Source organism: Actinomycetospora aeridis (assembly GCF_037400275.1).
GTDB classification, from domain to species: Bacteria; Actinomycetota; Actinomycetes; order Mycobacteriales; family Pseudonocardiaceae; genus Actinomycetospora; species Actinomycetospora aeridis.
The window spans coordinates 122,036-136,648 of sequence record NZ_JBBEGL010000006.1 but is presented as its reverse complement, the minus strand read 5'-3'; the positions used below and the strand labels follow the sequence as shown (position 1 = coordinate 136,648).

At 73.5% G+C, this 14,613-nt stretch carries 17 protein-coding genes, 1 other RNA gene, 1 pseudogene and 1 riboswitch; of the genes and pseudogenes, 9 read left to right on the top strand and 10 right to left on the bottom strand.

The features are described from left to right. Positions 1–732, bottom strand: coding sequence for a helix-turn-helix domain-containing protein (locus tag WCD41_RS21865; protein WP_337716372.1), 732 nt, complete (start codon positions 730–732; stop codon positions 1–3). 155 nt (positions 733–887) lie between these two features. Between WCD41_RS21865 and WCD41_RS21860 the strand changes: the two genes are divergently transcribed. Next, positions 888–2,237 (top strand): MFS transporter, encoded by a 1,350-nt coding sequence (locus tag WCD41_RS21860; protein ID WP_337716370.1) that lies wholly within the window; start codon positions 888–890, stop codon positions 2,235–2,237. On the opposite strand, the gene WCD41_RS21855 is transcribed toward WCD41_RS21860, so the two are convergent. Then, positions 2,143–3,261 carry a DUF2332 family protein gene (locus tag WCD41_RS21855; RefSeq protein WP_337716367.1) on the bottom strand — a complete coding sequence of 373 codons (1,119 nt, stop codon included), beginning with the start codon at positions 3,259–3,261 and terminating at the stop codon, positions 2,143–2,145. The two genes, WCD41_RS21860 and WCD41_RS21855, sit on opposite strands and share 95 nt — an antisense overlap. Before the next feature lie 51 nt (positions 3,262–3,312). Next, complete coding sequence (locus WCD41_RS21850) at positions 3,313–4,167, bottom strand: oxidoreductase (protein ID WP_337716365.1); 855 nt, start codon at positions 4,165–4,167, stop codon at positions 3,313–3,315. A 101-nt stretch (positions 4,168–4,268) separates the two neighbouring features. On the opposite strand from WCD41_RS21850, the gene WCD41_RS21845 reads away from it, so the two are divergent. Further along, the gene (locus WCD41_RS21845) at positions 4,269–5,120 is read left to right on the top strand and encodes a helix-turn-helix domain-containing protein (protein ID WP_337716363.1); all 852 of its coding nucleotides are present in this window, start codon (positions 4,269–4,271) and stop codon (positions 5,118–5,120) included. A 77-nt stretch (positions 5,121–5,197) separates the two neighbouring features. Further along, positions 5,198–5,599: a nuclear transport factor 2 family protein gene (locus WCD41_RS21840; protein WP_337716361.1), complete on the top strand. Its 402-nt coding sequence runs from the start codon at positions 5,198–5,200 to the stop codon at positions 5,597–5,599. Between the two features lie 4 nt (positions 5,600–5,603). Here WCD41_RS21840 and WCD41_RS21835 read toward each other — a convergent pair whose 3' ends face one another. Further along, a complete protein-coding gene (locus WCD41_RS21835; protein WP_337716358.1) occupies positions 5,604–6,836 on the bottom strand; it encodes an ArsB/NhaD family transporter in 1,233 nt (410 codons plus the stop codon). Further along, entirely contained in the window at positions 6,833–7,591 is a 759-nt protein-coding gene (locus WCD41_RS21830; RefSeq protein WP_337716356.1) for a sulfite exporter TauE/SafE family protein, read from the bottom strand. Before WCD41_RS21830 ends, WCD41_RS21835 begins: the two co-directional genes overlap by 4 nt. A gap of 70 nt (positions 7,592–7,661) precedes the next feature. On the opposite strand from WCD41_RS21830, the gene rnpB reads away from it, so the two are divergent. Next, positions 7,662–8,061: RNase P RNA component class A (gene rnpB / locus WCD41_RS21825), an RNA gene on the top strand. A gap of 151 nt (positions 8,062–8,212) precedes the next feature. On the opposite strand, the gene WCD41_RS21820 is transcribed toward rnpB, so the two are convergent. Continuing rightward, positions 8,213–9,043 carry an alpha/beta fold hydrolase gene (locus WCD41_RS21820; RefSeq protein WP_337716354.1) on the bottom strand — a complete coding sequence of 277 codons (831 nt, stop codon included), beginning with the start codon at positions 9,041–9,043 and terminating at the stop codon, positions 8,213–8,215. A 65-nt stretch (positions 9,044–9,108) separates the two neighbouring features. On the opposite strand from WCD41_RS21820, the pseudogene WCD41_RS21815 reads away from it, so the two are divergent. Then, a pseudogene (locus WCD41_RS21815) lies at positions 9,109–10,295 on the top strand (FAD-dependent monooxygenase). An 8-nt stretch (positions 10,296–10,303) separates the two neighbouring features. Here the strand turns inward: WCD41_RS21815 and WCD41_RS21805 are convergent. Together WCD41_RS21805 and WCD41_RS21800 are read right to left on the bottom strand one after the other, a co-directional pair. Beyond that, complete coding sequence (locus WCD41_RS21805) at positions 10,304–11,794, bottom strand: DUF222 domain-containing protein (RefSeq protein WP_337716350.1); 1,491 nt, start codon at positions 11,792–11,794, stop codon at positions 10,304–10,306. Between the two features lie 187 nt (positions 11,795–11,981). Beyond that, entirely contained in the window at positions 11,982–12,218 is a 237-nt protein-coding gene (locus tag WCD41_RS21800; RefSeq protein WP_337716348.1) for a hypothetical protein, read from the bottom strand. 126 nt (positions 12,219–12,344) lie between these two features. Between WCD41_RS21800 and WCD41_RS21795 the strand changes: the two genes are divergently transcribed. The 4 genes from WCD41_RS21795 (at position 12,345) to WCD41_RS21780 (ending at position 13,929) form a co-directional block, all read left to right on the top strand. Beyond that, on the top strand, positions 12,345–12,617 hold the full coding sequence (locus WCD41_RS21795; protein ID WP_337716346.1) for a hypothetical protein: 273 nt from the start codon (positions 12,345–12,347) through the stop codon (positions 12,615–12,617). Between the two features lie 122 nt (positions 12,618–12,739). Then, a complete protein-coding gene (locus WCD41_RS21790) occupies positions 12,740–13,018 on the top strand; it encodes a hypothetical protein (protein WP_337716344.1) in 279 nt (92 codons plus the stop codon). A 48-nt stretch (positions 13,019–13,066) separates the two neighbouring features. Beyond that, positions 13,067–13,420 (top strand): VOC family protein, encoded by a 354-nt coding sequence (locus WCD41_RS21785; RefSeq protein WP_337716342.1) that lies wholly within the window; start codon positions 13,067–13,069, stop codon positions 13,418–13,420. A 112-nt stretch (positions 13,421–13,532) separates the two neighbouring features. After that, positions 13,533–13,602, top strand: a riboswitch (guanidine-III (ykkC-III) riboswitch). 12 nt (positions 13,603–13,614) lie between these two features. Then, the gene (locus tag WCD41_RS21780) at positions 13,615–13,929 is read left to right on the top strand and encodes a DMT family transporter (RefSeq protein WP_337716340.1); all 315 of its coding nucleotides are present in this window, start codon (positions 13,615–13,617) and stop codon (positions 13,927–13,929) included. Here the strand turns inward: WCD41_RS21780 and WCD41_RS21775 are convergent. Both WCD41_RS21775 and WCD41_RS21770 read right to left on the bottom strand, forming a co-directional pair. Next, complete coding sequence (locus WCD41_RS21775) at positions 13,913–14,149, bottom strand: helix-turn-helix domain-containing protein (RefSeq protein WP_337717006.1); 237 nt, start codon at positions 14,147–14,149, stop codon at positions 13,913–13,915. The two genes, WCD41_RS21780 and WCD41_RS21775, sit on opposite strands and share 17 nt — an antisense overlap. Then, positions 14,146–14,604 carry a DUF2975 domain-containing protein gene (locus tag WCD41_RS21770; RefSeq protein WP_337716338.1) on the bottom strand — a complete coding sequence of 153 codons (459 nt, stop codon included), beginning with the start codon at positions 14,602–14,604 and terminating at the stop codon, positions 14,146–14,148. Before WCD41_RS21770 ends, WCD41_RS21775 begins: the two co-directional genes overlap by 4 nt. Positions 14,605–14,613: the final 9 nt, after the last annotated feature.

Sequence of the window (14,613 nt, the reverse complement as noted above, 5' to 3'; positions counted from 1 at the left end):
TCACGGCGGCCCCAGCTTCTCGATCTCCTTCTCCAGCCGGATCAGGACGTCGATCTGCGCGGTGCTGTAGAGCTCGCGCAGCGCCTTGCCCATCGTCTCCCCGGCGCGCCGCCGGCCGAGCGGGCTGTCCTCACCCACGTCCGGCACGGGGTGCACGGCGCGCACGGCACGGGTCGGGGCGGCCATCCGCTCGGCGAGGTCGCGGCGCATGTCCTCGTCCGCGTCGGCGGTCAGGTCGTCGAACTCCTGGAACACCGGGTCGGTGGGCGCGTTCTGGAGCAGCTCCGCGTACGCCTGCAGGCTCTGTGACCCGAGCACCCGGCTCATCACCACCGAGAAGGACCGGTCGGCCTCGGAGAGCTCGGCCTTCTTCGCGGCCGCCGCCAGCTCGGGCGGCAGGTCGGTGGGCGCGGCCTGGGTGAGGATCAGCCCCAGCTCGATGCGCGCCCGCTGCAGCCGTTCGATCGTGGCCGCGAGCTCGGCGTCGAGGGTGCGCAGGGCCTCCTCGGGATGATCGTCGGCGTCGCCCATCTCCGCGATCTGCGAGAGCCCGAAGCCCAGGTCCGTCAGCCGCTTGATCCGCAGGACGCGGACGAGGTGGGCCACGCCGTACTGCTTGTAGCCGTTGGACCGGCGTTCGGGCTCGGCCAGCAGCCCGACCTCGTGGTAGTGCCGCACCGCGCGCAGCGTCGTCCCCGTGAGCTCGGCCAGCTCGCGCGTGCTCCACGCCATGGATCGGTCCTCCTGGTCGGCGGCGTCCCCACCAGTGGAGACCGTGCCGCTGCGTCATGGTCAAGCGTGATCCGGATCACGCGACCGTCTCCTTGAGTGTGCCCCGGCGGCCGGGTGCGCCCTGTCCCTCGACACCGTCCGAGGGAGGGAACGCGATGACCGGCGACCGGACCCGCGCCAGCAGCACGATCTTCTTCGCCTCGTACGGGCTGTCGCTGCTCGGGCAGGGCATCGCCTCGGTGGTCCTGCCACTGATCGTGCTGGCCCGCACCGGTGACGTCCTGGCGGCCGGCGTCCTCGCCACCGCCACCACCACCGCGGCGGCCGTCGCCGGCCTGGTGTCCGGACTGGTCGTCGACCGGATCGACCGGCGGTGGGTCTCGATCGTCGGCGATCTGCTGGCCGCGGCCACGGTGGCCGCCCTCCCGGTCGTCGACGCCCTCGTCGGCCTCGACATGGGCTGGTTCCTGGTGCTCGGCGTGCTCGGCGCGGTGATCCGGGTGCCCGGCATGACCGCGCGGGAGACGCTGCTGCCCGCCCTGGCGCGCCTCGGGCCGGGCGGGCCGGGAGCGCTCGACCGGCTCGTCGCCACCCGCGAGACCGTCGGCAACGTCCTCGTCCTCGCGGGCCCGGGCCTCGGCGGGCTGCTCGTCGCCGTGCTCGGCCTGACGCCGCTGGTGCTGCTGGTGACCGCCACGACGAGCCTGCTCGCCGCGCTGACGGCCATGGTCCTCGACCCGCGGGCCGGCGCGGTGGCCGCGCGGACGTCCCCGGGCGGGCCGGGCGTCGCCGGCTCCGTCCGCCGTGCCGTGGTCGACCTGGTCGACGCCTGGCGCTTTCTCGCCCGCCACCGGCTGGTGCTGGGCGCCACCCTGCTCACGTCGGTGCTCGCCGCGGTGCTCGGTGCGCTGCAGAGCACGCTCATGCCCGCCTACTTCTCCGGCGAGGGCCTCGCGTCGCTGACCGGCCTGACGCTCTCCGGGATCGCGGGCGGCAGCATCGCCGGCTCCGCGGTCTACGCCGCCGCCGCGCGGCGGCTGACGCGGCGGACGTGGTTCGTCATCGGGATGGTCGGCACCCTCGTCGGCTTCGCCGCGGTCGGGAGCATGGTGTCGCCGTGGGTCGTGCTCGGCGGCGCCGCGTTCGTCGGGCTCACCTACGCCCCGGCGGCCGCCCTGCTCGGCGTGATCATCGTCGAGGCCACGCCGGACGCCATGCGCGGGCGCGTCCTCGGCGCGCAGAACACGGTCACGCTCGCCGCGCCGGCCCTCACCAACGCCCCGATCGCCGCTGTGGCCGCCGGGGCCGGGCTGCCGGTCGCCGGGCTCGTGCTCGCGGGAGCGGTCGGCGTCGCGGTGGTGCTGGCGCTGCTCGCGCCGGCCTTCCGCGGGCTGGACCGGCTCGACGGCGTCACCACCACTCCAGCCACGCCCCACCCGGATGGGCCAGACCCAGCACTTCTCCGGACGACGACCCGTCCGGACGCACCGACAGGTGCCCGATGACCCCGGTGACGCCCGCGCGGGTCGCCTCGAGCGCCCGCGGCGGGACCCGCAGGTACTGGGTGCTCTCGCGGCCCTCGACACCGAGCGGGACCAGGGGATCGACCGAGATCCACTCGACGTCGCGGCCCAGCTCCGCCAGGTCCCGGCGGAACCGCGCCCGCTGCTCGTCGGTGAGGAAGACGGTGACGTAGGTGTCGACCAGCACCAGCACGGCCTCGTCGGGCATCCGCGCGCACAGGGCGGGGAGGTCCTCGGCCAGGTCGGCCCGCACGGTCGTCGCCGGGTGCGTCCGCGCGACCTCCGACGCGGCGGCGAAGCGGTCGACCGCCGAGGTCTCCGGCGGGATGCAGGCGGCCAGCCAGTCGTGCACACGCCGGTCGGAGAGGTCGAGCGGCTCGACGTCGACGCCGAGCCGTGCGGCGATCGGGGGCAGCCGCGCGGGCAGCGGGGCCGGAGACCCGCGCAGCTCCGGGGTGATGGTGAGCACCGCGTCCTCGGGGCCGAGGGTCCGGCCGCCGAAGTCGTACCGGTAGCGGTCGAGGTGCAGACCGAGCCCGGCGCCCGTGCCCAGGTCGACCAGGGCGATCGGGCGATCGGGGTCGAGGCGGCTCAGGGCGGCCACCACGTCCGCGCTCCGCGCGACCTCGTTCATCTGGTAGCGGTGCTCGACGCAGAGCTGCGCGAGCTCCCCGCCGTGCTCGCGGGCGAACGCCACGAGGGCCGGGCGGAACCCCTCGTCCAGGTCCGGCTGGCCGCCGCCCGGGACCGGGAAGTAGCCCACCAGGGGCTCCGGCTCCCGGCGCGCGACGAGCGCGCGCACCGCGGCGCTGAGCAGCAGCGGCGGCAGGCGGTCCAGCGGGATCGCCGCGGCGAGCTCGAGCAGCACGGGCTCCTCGGAGATCGCCCGGAAGAGCTCCGCGGTCAACGCCCAGGTCGGGGGCGCGTCCGGCCCCGACCAGCCCGCGGCGATCCCCTGGGCCTGCTCCCGCACGCGCGCGCGTGCCTCCACGTCGGCAGCCGTCACGACCATGAGCCTGCCGAGCCGCGGCCCCGACCTCAACTCAGCGCTCTCGACTCAGGCGATCGCGTCGAGCTCCGCGACCGCGTCCGCCGGGAGCACCAGGTCCGCCGCGGCGAGGTTCTCGCGCAGGTGCGTCCGCGACGACGTGCCCGGGATGAGGAGCATCGTCGGCGAGCGCTGCAGCAGCCAGGCCAGCGCGGTCTGCTGCGGGGTGGCATCCACGCGCTCGGCGACGTGGGAGAGCGTGTCCGACTGCAGCGGCGAGAAGCCCCCGAGCGGGAAGAACGAGGTGTACGCGATCCCCTCGGCCGCGCAGTGGTCGACGAGGTCGTCGTCGGTGCGGTGCACCAGGTTGTAGTGGTTCTGCACGCAGACGACGGGCGCGACCTCGCGGGCCTCGGCGAGCTGGGCGGGGGAGACGTTGCTGACCCCGAGGTGACGGATCAGGCCCTGCTCGCGCAGCTCGGCCAGCGCGCCGAAAGCCTCGGCGAGGGACTCGTCGGGGTCGTCGGAGACCCGCAGGTTGACGACGTCGAGGGCCTCGACGCCGAGCCGGCCGAGGTTCTCGTGCACCTCGCGGGTCAGCTCCTCGGGCGAGGTGTCGAGGTTCCACGCGCCGTCGTCGCCGCGCCGGCAGCCGACCTTGGTGACGATGCGGAGGTCCGCCGGGTAGGGGTGCAGGGCCTCCTTGATGATCTCGTTGACGACGAACGGGCCGTAGAAGTCGGCGGTGTCGAGGTGCGTGACGCCCCGGTCGACGGCCTCGCGCAGGACGGCGATCGCCTCGCCGCGGTCGCGCGGCGGCCCCATGACGTGCGGACCGGCGAGCTGCATGGCGCCGTACCCCATGCGCGTGAGGACGAGGTCGTCGGCGAGGGCGAGGCGGTCGGTCAGCTCCGATGTGGTCATGCCGCCATGGTGACCCGTCCGCGACACCGCGGGGAGCGAAGGATCGTCCTGGTACATCCCGTACCCCCCAGCGGGTGCGGTTCCGGCGGATGATCGGGGCCGTGAGCACCGGTGAGCTGGCGGCGTCCCTGCGGACCTGGCGTGACCGCACCGACCCCGCCGAGGTCGGGATGGCGGTCAACGCCCCGCGCCGCGCGCCCGGCCTGCGCCGCGAGGAGCTCGCGCTGCTGGCCGGCATCTCCATCGACTACGTCGTGCGCCTCGAGCAGGGCCGCACCCGCACCCCGTCGGCGCAGGTGTGCGCCGCCCTGGCCCGGGCACTGCGCCTCTCCGACCACGAGCAGGCCCACCTCTTCCGCCTCGCCGGGCACGCCGCCGACCGGGGACGGATCTCGCGGCGCATCCCCGCGGGCGTGCGCCGGATCGTCGACGCGCTGCACGACCACCCCGTCGCCCTGCTCGACGTGACCTGGACGCTCATCTCCTGGAACCCGCTCTACGCGGCGCTCATGGGCGACCCGAGCGGGCTGTCCGACCGCGAGCGCAACACCCTGTGGAAGCAGTTCACCGAGGGCCACACCCACGCGCGCGTGCAGCACACCCCGGAGGAGCGCGACGTGCTCGTGCGCTCGCTCGTCGCGGACCTGCGCGGCAGCACCAGCCGCTATCCGGAGGACCCCGACCTGGCCGCGCTGATCGCCGACCTCTCCGCCACGAGCGCGGAGTTCGTGGCGCTGTGGGACTCCGGGGTCGTCGCGGGCCACCAGCAGAGCCGCAAGACCGTGGTGCACCCCGATGTCGGTGACGTCGTGATCGACTGCGACACCCTCACCACCGCCGAGGACGACCTGCGCCTGCTCGTGTTCACCCCCGCGCCCGGCAGCGACGCCCGCAGCCGGCTCGACCTGCTCGCCGCCGTCGGGACCCAGGCGATGGGAACCGTCAATACGTAGCTCTCCGTACTGCCCGGGCCGCCCGGACCGGTCCAGGCTCGGCCCCACGAGCCGCGACACCGACCGGGAGAACCGCCATGAGCTCCGTCGCCACCGACAACGCCGCCCTCGTCCGCGGTGCCTACGAGGACTTCGGGCGGGGTGACATCCCCGCCGTCCTCGGCTTCCTCGCCGACGACGTGGTGTGGACAGAGTCCGCCGGCGGGCTCTACGGCGGCACCTACGAGGGCCCGCAGGCCGTGCTCGAGGGCATCTTCGCGCGCGTCGGGGCCGAGTGGGACGGGTTCGTCGTGGACCTCGAGCGCGTGCTGGCCGACGGCGACGCCGTGGTCGGGGTCGTGACCTACCGCGGGACCTACCGCGCCACCGGTCGGTCCGTGGTGGCCCGCGGGGCCCACGTCTGGGAGGTGCGCGACGGCCGGGCGATCCGGGTCGAGCAGTTCACCGACACCGCTCAGTTCGCCGCCGTCGTGAGCTGACCGCTCACACCACCAGCGCCAGCGCGGCCGTCCCGGCGAGGACGGCCGCGGGCACGGTCGCGAGGCCCGCGACCGTGAACGTCCCGAGCGGGGCCGGCACCCCGCGGTCGGCGAGCACGCGCCGCCAGAGCAGGGTGGCCAGCGAACCGACCGGGGTGAGGTTCGGCCCGACGTTGACGCCGATGAGCACGGCGAGCACGGCGCCCACCGCCGGCGACGGGCCGAGCGCGGCGAGCAGGATCAGCGTCGCCGGCAGGTTGTTGACGACGTTCGCGAGCACGGCCGCGATCGCCGCCAGCCCGAGCAGCGCCGTGAACGAGGTGCCGGTCGGGAGCAGGGCGGCGACCAGCGCGCCGAGGCCCCGGTCGGTGACGGCGGCCACGACCACGCCGAGCGCCAGCACGAACAGGCAGAACAGCGGCGAGGCCGCGGCGACGACGTCCCGGACCCGCGTGCGACGGGTGATCAGGGTGCGCACGGCGAGGACCACGGCACCGGCCACCGCGACCCACACCGGCTCGATCCCCAGCGGCGAGGCGGCCGCGAAGCCGAGCAGCGTCGCCGCCAGCACCACGAGCGCGACGCGGGGGACCGAGGCCTCCTCCTCGTCGGGACCGTCCGCGTCGGCGGGCGCGGCGAGGTCGTCGCGGAACGTCAGCCGCAGCCCGACGTACTCGACGAGGAGCACCGCGAGCTGCGGCAGCAGCATCAGCGCCGCGAAGCCGAGGAACGTCAGGCCGCTCGCCTGCAGTGCCAGCAGGTTGGTCAGGTTGGCGACGGGCAGCAGCAGCGAACCGCTGTTCGCGAGGTGGGCGCAGGCGAAGGCGTGCGGGGCCGGGCGGGCGCCGATGCGCCGCGCGGTGTGGAGGACGACCGGGGTCAGCAGCACCACGGTGGCGTCGAGGCTCAGGACGGTGGTCGTCAGGGTGGCGGCCAGGACCACCAGCACGAACAGGCGCCGCGGCCGGTGCCGCGAGTGGTGGGCGAGCAGGCCCCCGGCCCAGCGGAACACGCCCTCGGCGTCGGCGAGGTGCGCCAGCACGAGCACGGCGGCGAGGAAGCCGACGGTCGGACCGAGCTCGCGGACCTCGTCCCAGGCCTTGTCGGTCGCCAGGAGACCCGTGACGAGGACGATCGCCGCGGCGGGCACGGCGGCGGCCGCTTCCGGGAGGCCCCGCGGGCGCGTGACCGCGACGACGAGGACGACCGCCAGCAGCGCGACGGCGAGGGCGGTCACCGCAGGAACAGGTAGATCGCCACCGCGACACCGAGCACGACGACGCTCCAGCGCAGCACGCCGTCGGGCATCTTCTTGGCGACGGCCATGCCGAGGAAGCCGCCGACGAGCGTGGTCGGCGCGAGCAGCAGCACCGCGAGCCAGTCGACGGGGGCGAAGAGCGCGAACAGCACCACGGTCACCGTGCTCGTCACCAGCGAGAGCAGGACCTTGAGGGCGTTGAGCCGCTGCAGGGTGTCGTGGGCGAGCAGTGAGAGCACGGCGATGAGGACGACGCCCAGCGCGCCGCCGAAGTAGCCGCCGTAGACCGCGGCGACGAAGATCGTCGGGAGCAGGACCTTCGGGTTGTCGGCGGTGCGCTCCGCGCGGCCCGTCCACTTCTTGATCCAGGGCTGGGCGCCGAGGGTGAGGCTCGCGAGCAGCACGAGGATCGGCACGACGGCGTCGAAGACCGACTGGGGGAGGATCAGCAGCAGGGCGCAGCCGAGCGCGGCGCCGAGGGCGGCCACGAGGCTGGTGCTGACGGCTCGTCGTCGCTGGCCTCGCAGGTCGTTGCGGGCGTTGACCGTCGACCCGGCGTAGCCCGGCCACTGCGCGACGGAGTTGGTGACGTTCGCCGGCAGCGGCGGCAGGCCGACCGTGAGCAGGGCGGGGAAGACGATGAGCGACCCGCCACCCGCCACGGCGTTGACCGCGCCGGCGAGGAGACCCAGCGCGGCCAGCAGCACGATCTGGAGCACCGACGGGTCCGACACGGTGCGCGACGCTAACGGTCGTGCCGACCCGTGTCCTGGGGACACGGGTCGGTACCATCGTCGACGCGGACGAGTCGGCCGGGCGACCGCGGCGGGTGATCCCCGTCGAGGAAAGTCCGGACTCCACAGGGCAGGGTGGTTGCCAACAGCAACCCGGGGTGACCCGCGGGACAGTGCCACAGAGAACAGACCGCCACCGGGTCCCGCTCGGTGGTGAGGGTGAAACGGTGGTGTAAGAGACCACCAGCGTCCTGGGTGACCAGGACGGCTCGGTAAACCCCACCCGGAGCAAGGTCAAGAAGGTCGGTCCGCGAGGACCGGCCGCGCAGGTCGTCCGAGGGCTGCCCGCCCGAGACCTGCGGGTAGACCGCTGGAGCCCGCCGGCAACGGCGGGCCGAGATGGATGGTCGCCACCCACGCGCCCGCGAGGGACGTGGGCACAGGATCCGGCTTACAGGCCGACTCGTCCGCCCCCGCAGCCTCCGGCCTGCAGAGTCGCCCGTCGCGATCGCGGTCTGGGTGACGATCGCTGTCACATCTGACATGGATCGTCACCGAGACGGCGATGAAGCGGCTCCGACACGTCGGACACGCCCCAGGCCTGCTCTCCGCCCCACGCGTTCACCAGAGCGACGCCGCGGCCGGGGGCGCGTCGTCCAGGAAGTCCGTGATCATCGGCGCGAGGACCGGCACCGCTGCGAAGATCGAGATGTGCGACGTCGCCGGCAGGACGACGAGCCTCGCCCTGGGCGTCTCCGAGAGCTCACCCGTCGCCGCGGCCTCCTCGTCGCCACCGCCGCGCAGCGCGAACATCGCCACGGCGTGCTCGGGCCGCAGGCCGTCCGCGTCGCCCACGATCACCATCGTCGGGGCCGGGATCGAGTGCATCTGCTCGTCGCTGATGTGGTGGTCCTCGATGCCCAGCACCTTCATCTTCTCGACGTACGCGTCGAACGCCCCGGGGTCGGGAGTGTGGCGGCGGAAGGCCTCGCCGATCGGCGTGTCCGCGAAGAGCTCGCCCCTGACGCCCTCGATCGCACGGGGGACCGACGGGTACCAGCCGTCCGGGCGGTAGGTCGCGGACAGCACGACCAGCCTTCGCACGAGTTCCGGGTGCCGCAGCGCCAGCTGGAGCCCGACGGCACCGCCCTGCGAGTAGCCCATCACGTCGCAATGCTCGACCTCGAGCGCGCGCAGCAGTTCCGCGGCGTCGTCGCCGAACTGCTCGTACGACATCGGGCGCGGCGTGTCCGGCGTGCGGCCGTGTCCCTGCTGGTCGAACACGATGACCGGACGCGCGGGGGCGAACGTCGCGACCCACCGCTCCATCGAGGTGGTGGAGAGGAAGGCCCCGGGAACGAGCAGCAGGGGCACAACCCCGAGATCGCCGTACACCTCGTAGTACAGCTGGAGGCCGTTGATCGGCAGGTGACCGCTGCGGGAGGGCTCCACGCCACGAGGCTAGTGACCGCGACCACCTACGATCCGGACCGCATCCGACGGGTGAGGGGGGCACGGTGAGCGGGACGAAGGTCTTGGTGGCGGGGGCGAGCATCGCGGGGCCGGCGCTGGCCCACTGGCTGCACCGGCGCGGGGCCGAGGTGACGGTGGTCGAGCGGGCACCCGGCCTGCGCCCGGGCGGGCAGGCGGTAGACGCGCGCGGGGTGGCCAAGGACGTCATCGTCCGGATGGGGCTCGACGCCCCGGTGCGCGCGGCCCGCACGCCGACCGCCGGCGCGTACACCGTCGACGTCGACGGGAACGTGCTCGAGACCTACCGCGCGGAGGACGACGGCGGCGACGGGTTCATCTCGGACATCGAGATCCTTCGCGGGGACCTGTCCCGGGTCCTGTACGACGACACGCGGGACGGCGTCGAGTACGTCTTCGGCGACCGCATCGCCGAGATCACCCAAGATGCCGACGGCGTCGACGTGACCTTCGAGGGCGGCAACCGGCGGCGTTTCGACCTGGTGATCGGGGCGGACGGGCTGCACTCCTCGCTGCGGGCGATGGCGTTCGGGCCGCACGAGGAGTTCGTCCGTCACCTCGGGCACGTGCTGGCCTTCTACAGCGTGCCCAACGAGTTCGAGCTGGACAGCTGGTTGATCGACTGCCAGGAGCCGGGCACCGGGCGGTCGGCCGGCCTGCGGCCCATCCAGGACGCGACGCGGGCGATGGCGATGTTCTCCTTCCCCTCGCCCGACGTCGGCTTCGACCACCGCGACGTCGCCGCTCAGAAACGCCTGCTGCGCGAGCGGATGGAGGCCTGGGCTGGCAGACCCCGCGGATCCTCGCCTACCTCGATGACACCCCGGACTTCTACCTCGACCAGGTCGCCCAGGTGCTGATGGGCCGCTGGTCGACCGGGCGCGTGGGGCTGCTCGGCGACGCGGCGTTCAGCTCGTCGCCGATGTCCGGGCAGGGCACCGGGCTCGCTCTGGTCGGCGCGTACGTCCTGGCCGGGGAGCTGGCTGCCGCCGGCTGGAACCCGGAGGCCGGGTTCGCCGCCTACGACAAACGGATGCGCTCGTTCGTCGAGGCCAACCAGACCATCGGCCGGTGGAACGCCGAGAGCCGGATCCCCGGCGCGAACGTGGACCCCTCCGAGTGGGACATGGCGGTGATCGAGCGCGCGATCAACGGCATCGACCTGCCCGACTACGCCGGCGTGCCGGACTCCCGGGCTTCGTCCCGGACATAGGTGACGGCCTATGCCGCGGCGGGGAGGGGTGGTGCGGGGCCGCCGGGGCGTGGCTGCTGGGTGGGGTCGATCCAGGGTGGCGGGGTGAACCAGGGCCGCCGGTCGATCATCTCGATCTGCCAGCCGGCGTGGTGGATCTGCTGGTGGTGATGCGTGCAGAGCAGTACGAGGTTGTCGATCTGGGTGGGGCCGCCGTGGCCCCAGAATCTGATGTGGTGGGCGTGGCAGCGCCGCGGTCGTCGGGTGCAGCCGGGGAACGCGCAGCCCTGGTCGCGGACGGTGAGCGCGCGGCGCAGGGCGTCGGGGACGGTGCGGGAGCGACGTCCGATGTCGAGGGGTTCGGAGCGGGTGCCGAGCACGATCGGGATGATGTCGGCGTCGCAGGCCAGCCGCCGCAGGGTGGCGGCGTCGATGGGGTGCTGGTCGTCGAGGACCCCGTGCCCGACGGCGCGGCGTAGCCAGTCGTGGTCGATGGTGACCGTGATCAGCGCCCGCCCCGCTCCTGCCTCTGCCGCGGTTGCTGTGGCGGGCCGGCCGGTGTTGGCGCCGTCGGGGCGTGCGTCGCTGGAGCGGCGGGGCGCGGGGATCAGTGCCTGCTGACCGTCGGTCGGCTCGTCGGTCGGCTCGTCGGTCGGCTCGTCGGTCGGCTCGGCCGACTCGGTCGGTTCGGCGCCGGGTTCGGCGGCCGGCTCGGCGGGGGGTTCGGGGTCGGGCCCACCGGCCGGCTCACCGTTGCCCGGCTGGTCGGGCTGGCCTTCGCGGCGGGTGTCGGTGATCAGCCCGCCGGGGCCGAAGGCGTGGGCGAAGAGCTCTTTGAGCGCTTCGGCGCGGCGCACGGCCACGTCGCGGTGGTCGTCGGGCCCGGCGGGGCGCGACATGACCTCGAACCCGTCGTCGATCATCGTGGCGGCGATGACGTCGCTGAGGCGGGCGCGCAGGTCCATGGTGCCGTTGCGGTGGCGCAGCAGCTGCACGGTGTCCGGGCCGTCCTCGCCCGGGGTGGGGGCGGCGCCGTCGGGGTCGAGGTGGGCCAGCAGCCGCTGCGCGGCCCGGGTCAACCCGGCCGGGGACAGCGCCCGCGCCTTCTCCGCCAATGACTGCTCGGCCTCGGCCACCACCTCCGGGGTGAGGTGCTCGAGCTTGTCGATGCGGGTCATGGTCCGGCGGATGATGACGATGTGCGCCTCACCGACCGCGCCCTCGGCCAGGGCGGCCGCGGTGTGCGGCAGCCGCGGCGGCGGCGTCTCCCCGCTGACCGCGACCCGCGGGATCAGGTCGCGGGCCTCGTCGACCAGCCGGGTCGCTTCCCGGCGGTCGCAGCGGGCGAGGTTCTCCACCAGCCGCTCGGTCAGCCGGTCCCCGGTCCGGTCGGCCACCCCGGCACGGTCGAGCTCGGCCACATCCTCGAGCAGCCGGTAGTGCTCCACCCCCCGGGCCGCGAAGCGGGCGCGGGTACGGGCGAGCAGTGCCCGCTCCGCCGCACCCACCTGTTCGCTCACGTGTTCGAGTCTACCGCACATCGGCGACACCCGCGACACCGACGTCACCCGCGATCGGTCCGGTAGGCGTCGTGATCGTCGCGCTTTTCTGACGTTGAACGTCAGCGTGGCCGCCAGGCTGAGACACTCCGTGCCTCAGCCGGGCCCCTCCGGCCTGAGGTGTGGAGGTCGAAGGGCCCGAGATCGATCAATCGTGGGCGCTCTCGCGACGTACGAGGCCTCCCCAGCTGACCGACGCGATCTCGGACGTCCTGACGATCGAGTGTCCGAAGATCACGTACCGGTGCACCGACTCCTCGTCGGTCCACGAGTCGGTGATCTCGCTCGTCGTGGTCCTGAAGTCCGAGTTGAGCATGCGCTGTTCGATGACCACCCCACTCCTCAGTGTCAGCGTGACGACCTGCTCGGTCTCCACTTCGTCCACGTAGGCGATCCTGTCCCACCCCTCGTGCTGAACGTTCCTTGGGTCGGGCGAGGGTCGTCCCCCGATCGTGGTCGACGTCCGCCACCCGGCTGGCCAAGAGCGGACACGACGGTCACGCTCGAGCGCATGGATCACGGCACCGTGCGGTCGTTGCGTGTCTGGCTCACGGCGGGGGCCGTGCTGGTCGCCGGGCTCGTGGGCTGGACCTGGGCCGACGCCATCGACGACCCGTCGCGGTGGCAGGGATGGTTCCCCGTCGTCCTCGCGACCGCCGCACTGGTCTGTCTCGCCGTGACCGGTCGACGTCTGCGACGTCAGCAGCGGGCGGCGCCGCGACCGGGGAACGGCGTCGGGGACGCCGCGGAGAGGCCGGGTGCGGAGCGCAGCGCGACGCCCTGACCGTCCGGCCACCTACGTAGTTCCCGCCCGGTGTGGCGAGCGGGCGGCTCCGGGGCGTTCGGTCTGCGACCGTGGAGGGCCGGACCGCGCAGGAGTGGTCCCGCTCCACCTCGGGAGTGCCGATGTACGTGATCCACATCGCTGTGAGCCTCAAGCCGGGCCGTGCGGACGAGGCGCAGCGCATGCTCACCGAGCAGGTCGTCCCCCGGAGCAAACAACGGCCCGGGTTCATCAAGGGGACGTGGTTCGGGGACGCGGAGACGAAGGGTTTCGCCCTGCTGACGTACAGCTCCCAGGAGCTCGCCGAGCAGGCCGTGGCGGGCATGGCCTCGGGCGCCGGGCCCGACGACCCGATCACCGTCGACTCGGTGCAGGTCTACGCCGTGCAGGCGGAGGCCTGAGAAGCCTGGCCGCTGGTCACGGAGGCGGCATGCCCCGACACTGGGTCGGTGCGCGTCACCCGCATCCACACCGACCTGCGCGTGCCCGACATCTCGGCCGCGCGGGAGTTCTACGCCGGCTACCTCGGCCTGACCGACGAGAGCATCGGCATGGACTGGGTGACCCGCTTCTCGTCGCCGGAGTCCGGCGCGAATCTCCAGCTCGTCACCCGCGACGCGACGGCCCCCGAGGACCCGGTGGCGTCGATCGCCGTCGACGACGTCGAGGCGGCCCACGACGAGGCCCGCCGGCGCGGCTTCGAGATCGTCCACCCGCTCACGACGGAGCCGTGGGGCGTGCGCCGCTTCTTCGTCCGTGCTCCCGACGGCAACGTGCTCAACATCCTCCAGCACCGGGACTAGCCTCGGCGGCCGGGACCTCGAGGGGCAACGAGTTCTGCCTCCTCGAGCCGCGCTGAGCTCCCCGGAGACCAGCCTCACCTGGCCCGGACCGCGGTGCACCTGAGATCGTGATGCCGTGCCCCGGTCGATCGGGGTTCCTGGACGAGCGGCGCCGTACCCAGACCACGACAAGACGGCGACCTGGTGAGGTCGTCATGGCGTGGATCGTGCTGGTGCTGTCCGGGGTCATGGAGGCGGTCTGGGCGACCGCTCTCGGGAAGGCCGCCGGCTTCAGCCGGCTGGTTCCCTCGGTGGTCTTCGTGGTCGGGCTCGTGCTCAGCATGATCGGCCTGGCGTGGGCGATGCGCACCCTGCCGACGGGCACCGCGTACGCGGTGTGGGTCGGCATCGGCGCGGCCCTGACCGTCGCCTACGCGATGGCGACGGGCGAGGAGCCGGTGTCAGCGCTCAAGGTCGTCTTCCTGCTCGCCATCGTGGGCGGCGTCGTGGGGCTCAAGGCGCTGCACTGACCTCGGCGAGCTCCTCGTCGGGCACCCACCGCAGGATGTCGCCGGGCTGGCACGCCAGCACCCGGCAGACGGCGTCGAGCGTCGTGAAGCGGACCGCCTTCGCGCGGCCGTTCTTGAGCACGGCGACGTTCGCCGGGGTGATCCCCACCGCCTCGGCGAACTCGGCGACCGACATCTTGCGGCGCGCGAGCATGACGTCGATGTCGACGACGATCATCAGACGACCTCGTCGAGCTCGCGGCGCAGCACGGTCGCGTTCTGGAGCAGGCCGCGCATGACCATCATCAGCAGGGTGTAGACCGCGCCGGCGACCGCGACGCCGCCGCCGATCAGCACGAGGCCCGGTGCGTCGTCGAGCTCGCCGTAGTGCACGCAGACGGCGGCGACGGGGAGCGCGGCGGCGAGCCCGGCCACGGTGACGATGCGGACCCAGCGGAACGCGCCGTCGTCGAAGATCGCGCCGCGGCGCACCATCGCCAGCAGCACCCACAGCGCGACCAGCCCGACCTCCAGCGCGGCGAGCGCGACGACGCCGAGCACCGCGTAGACGGCGACCGTCGCCACCACTCCGCCGCTGGTGGCCACGGCGACGACGATCGTGACCTGGACGCCGGCGGCACCGAGCCCGACGAGCACGAGCAGGACCCGCAGCGCGAGGATGACGACCGGACTCATGAATCGATC

Coding starts and splice junctions, on each gene's coding strand:
- WCD41_RS21865 (WP_337716372.1), bottom strand. CDS start 732: ATGGCGTGGAGCACGCGCGAGCTGGCCGAGCTCACGGGGACGACGCTG.
- WCD41_RS21860 (WP_337716370.1), top strand. CDS start 888: ATGACCGGCGACCGGACCCGCGCCAGCAGCACGATCTTCTTCGCCTCG.
- WCD41_RS21850 (WP_337716365.1), bottom strand. CDS start 4,167: ATGACCACATCGGAGCTGACCGACCGCCTCGCCCTCGCCGACGACCTC.
- WCD41_RS21840 (WP_337716361.1), top strand. CDS start 5,198: ATGAGCTCCGTCGCCACCGACAACGCCGCCCTCGTCCGCGGTGCCTAC.
- WCD41_RS21795 (WP_337716346.1), top strand. CDS start 12,345: ATGGATCACGGCACCGTGCGGTCGTTGCGTGTCTGGCTCACGGCGGGG.
- WCD41_RS21790 (WP_337716344.1), top strand. CDS start 12,740: ATGTACGTGATCCACATCGCTGTGAGCCTCAAGCCGGGCCGTGCGGAC.
- WCD41_RS21780 (WP_337716340.1), top strand. CDS start 13,615: ATGGCGTGGATCGTGCTGGTGCTGTCCGGGGTCATGGAGGCGGTCTGG.
- WCD41_RS21770 (WP_337716338.1), bottom strand. CDS start 14,604: ATGAGTCCGGTCGTCATCCTCGCGCTGCGGGTCCTGCTCGTGCTCGTC.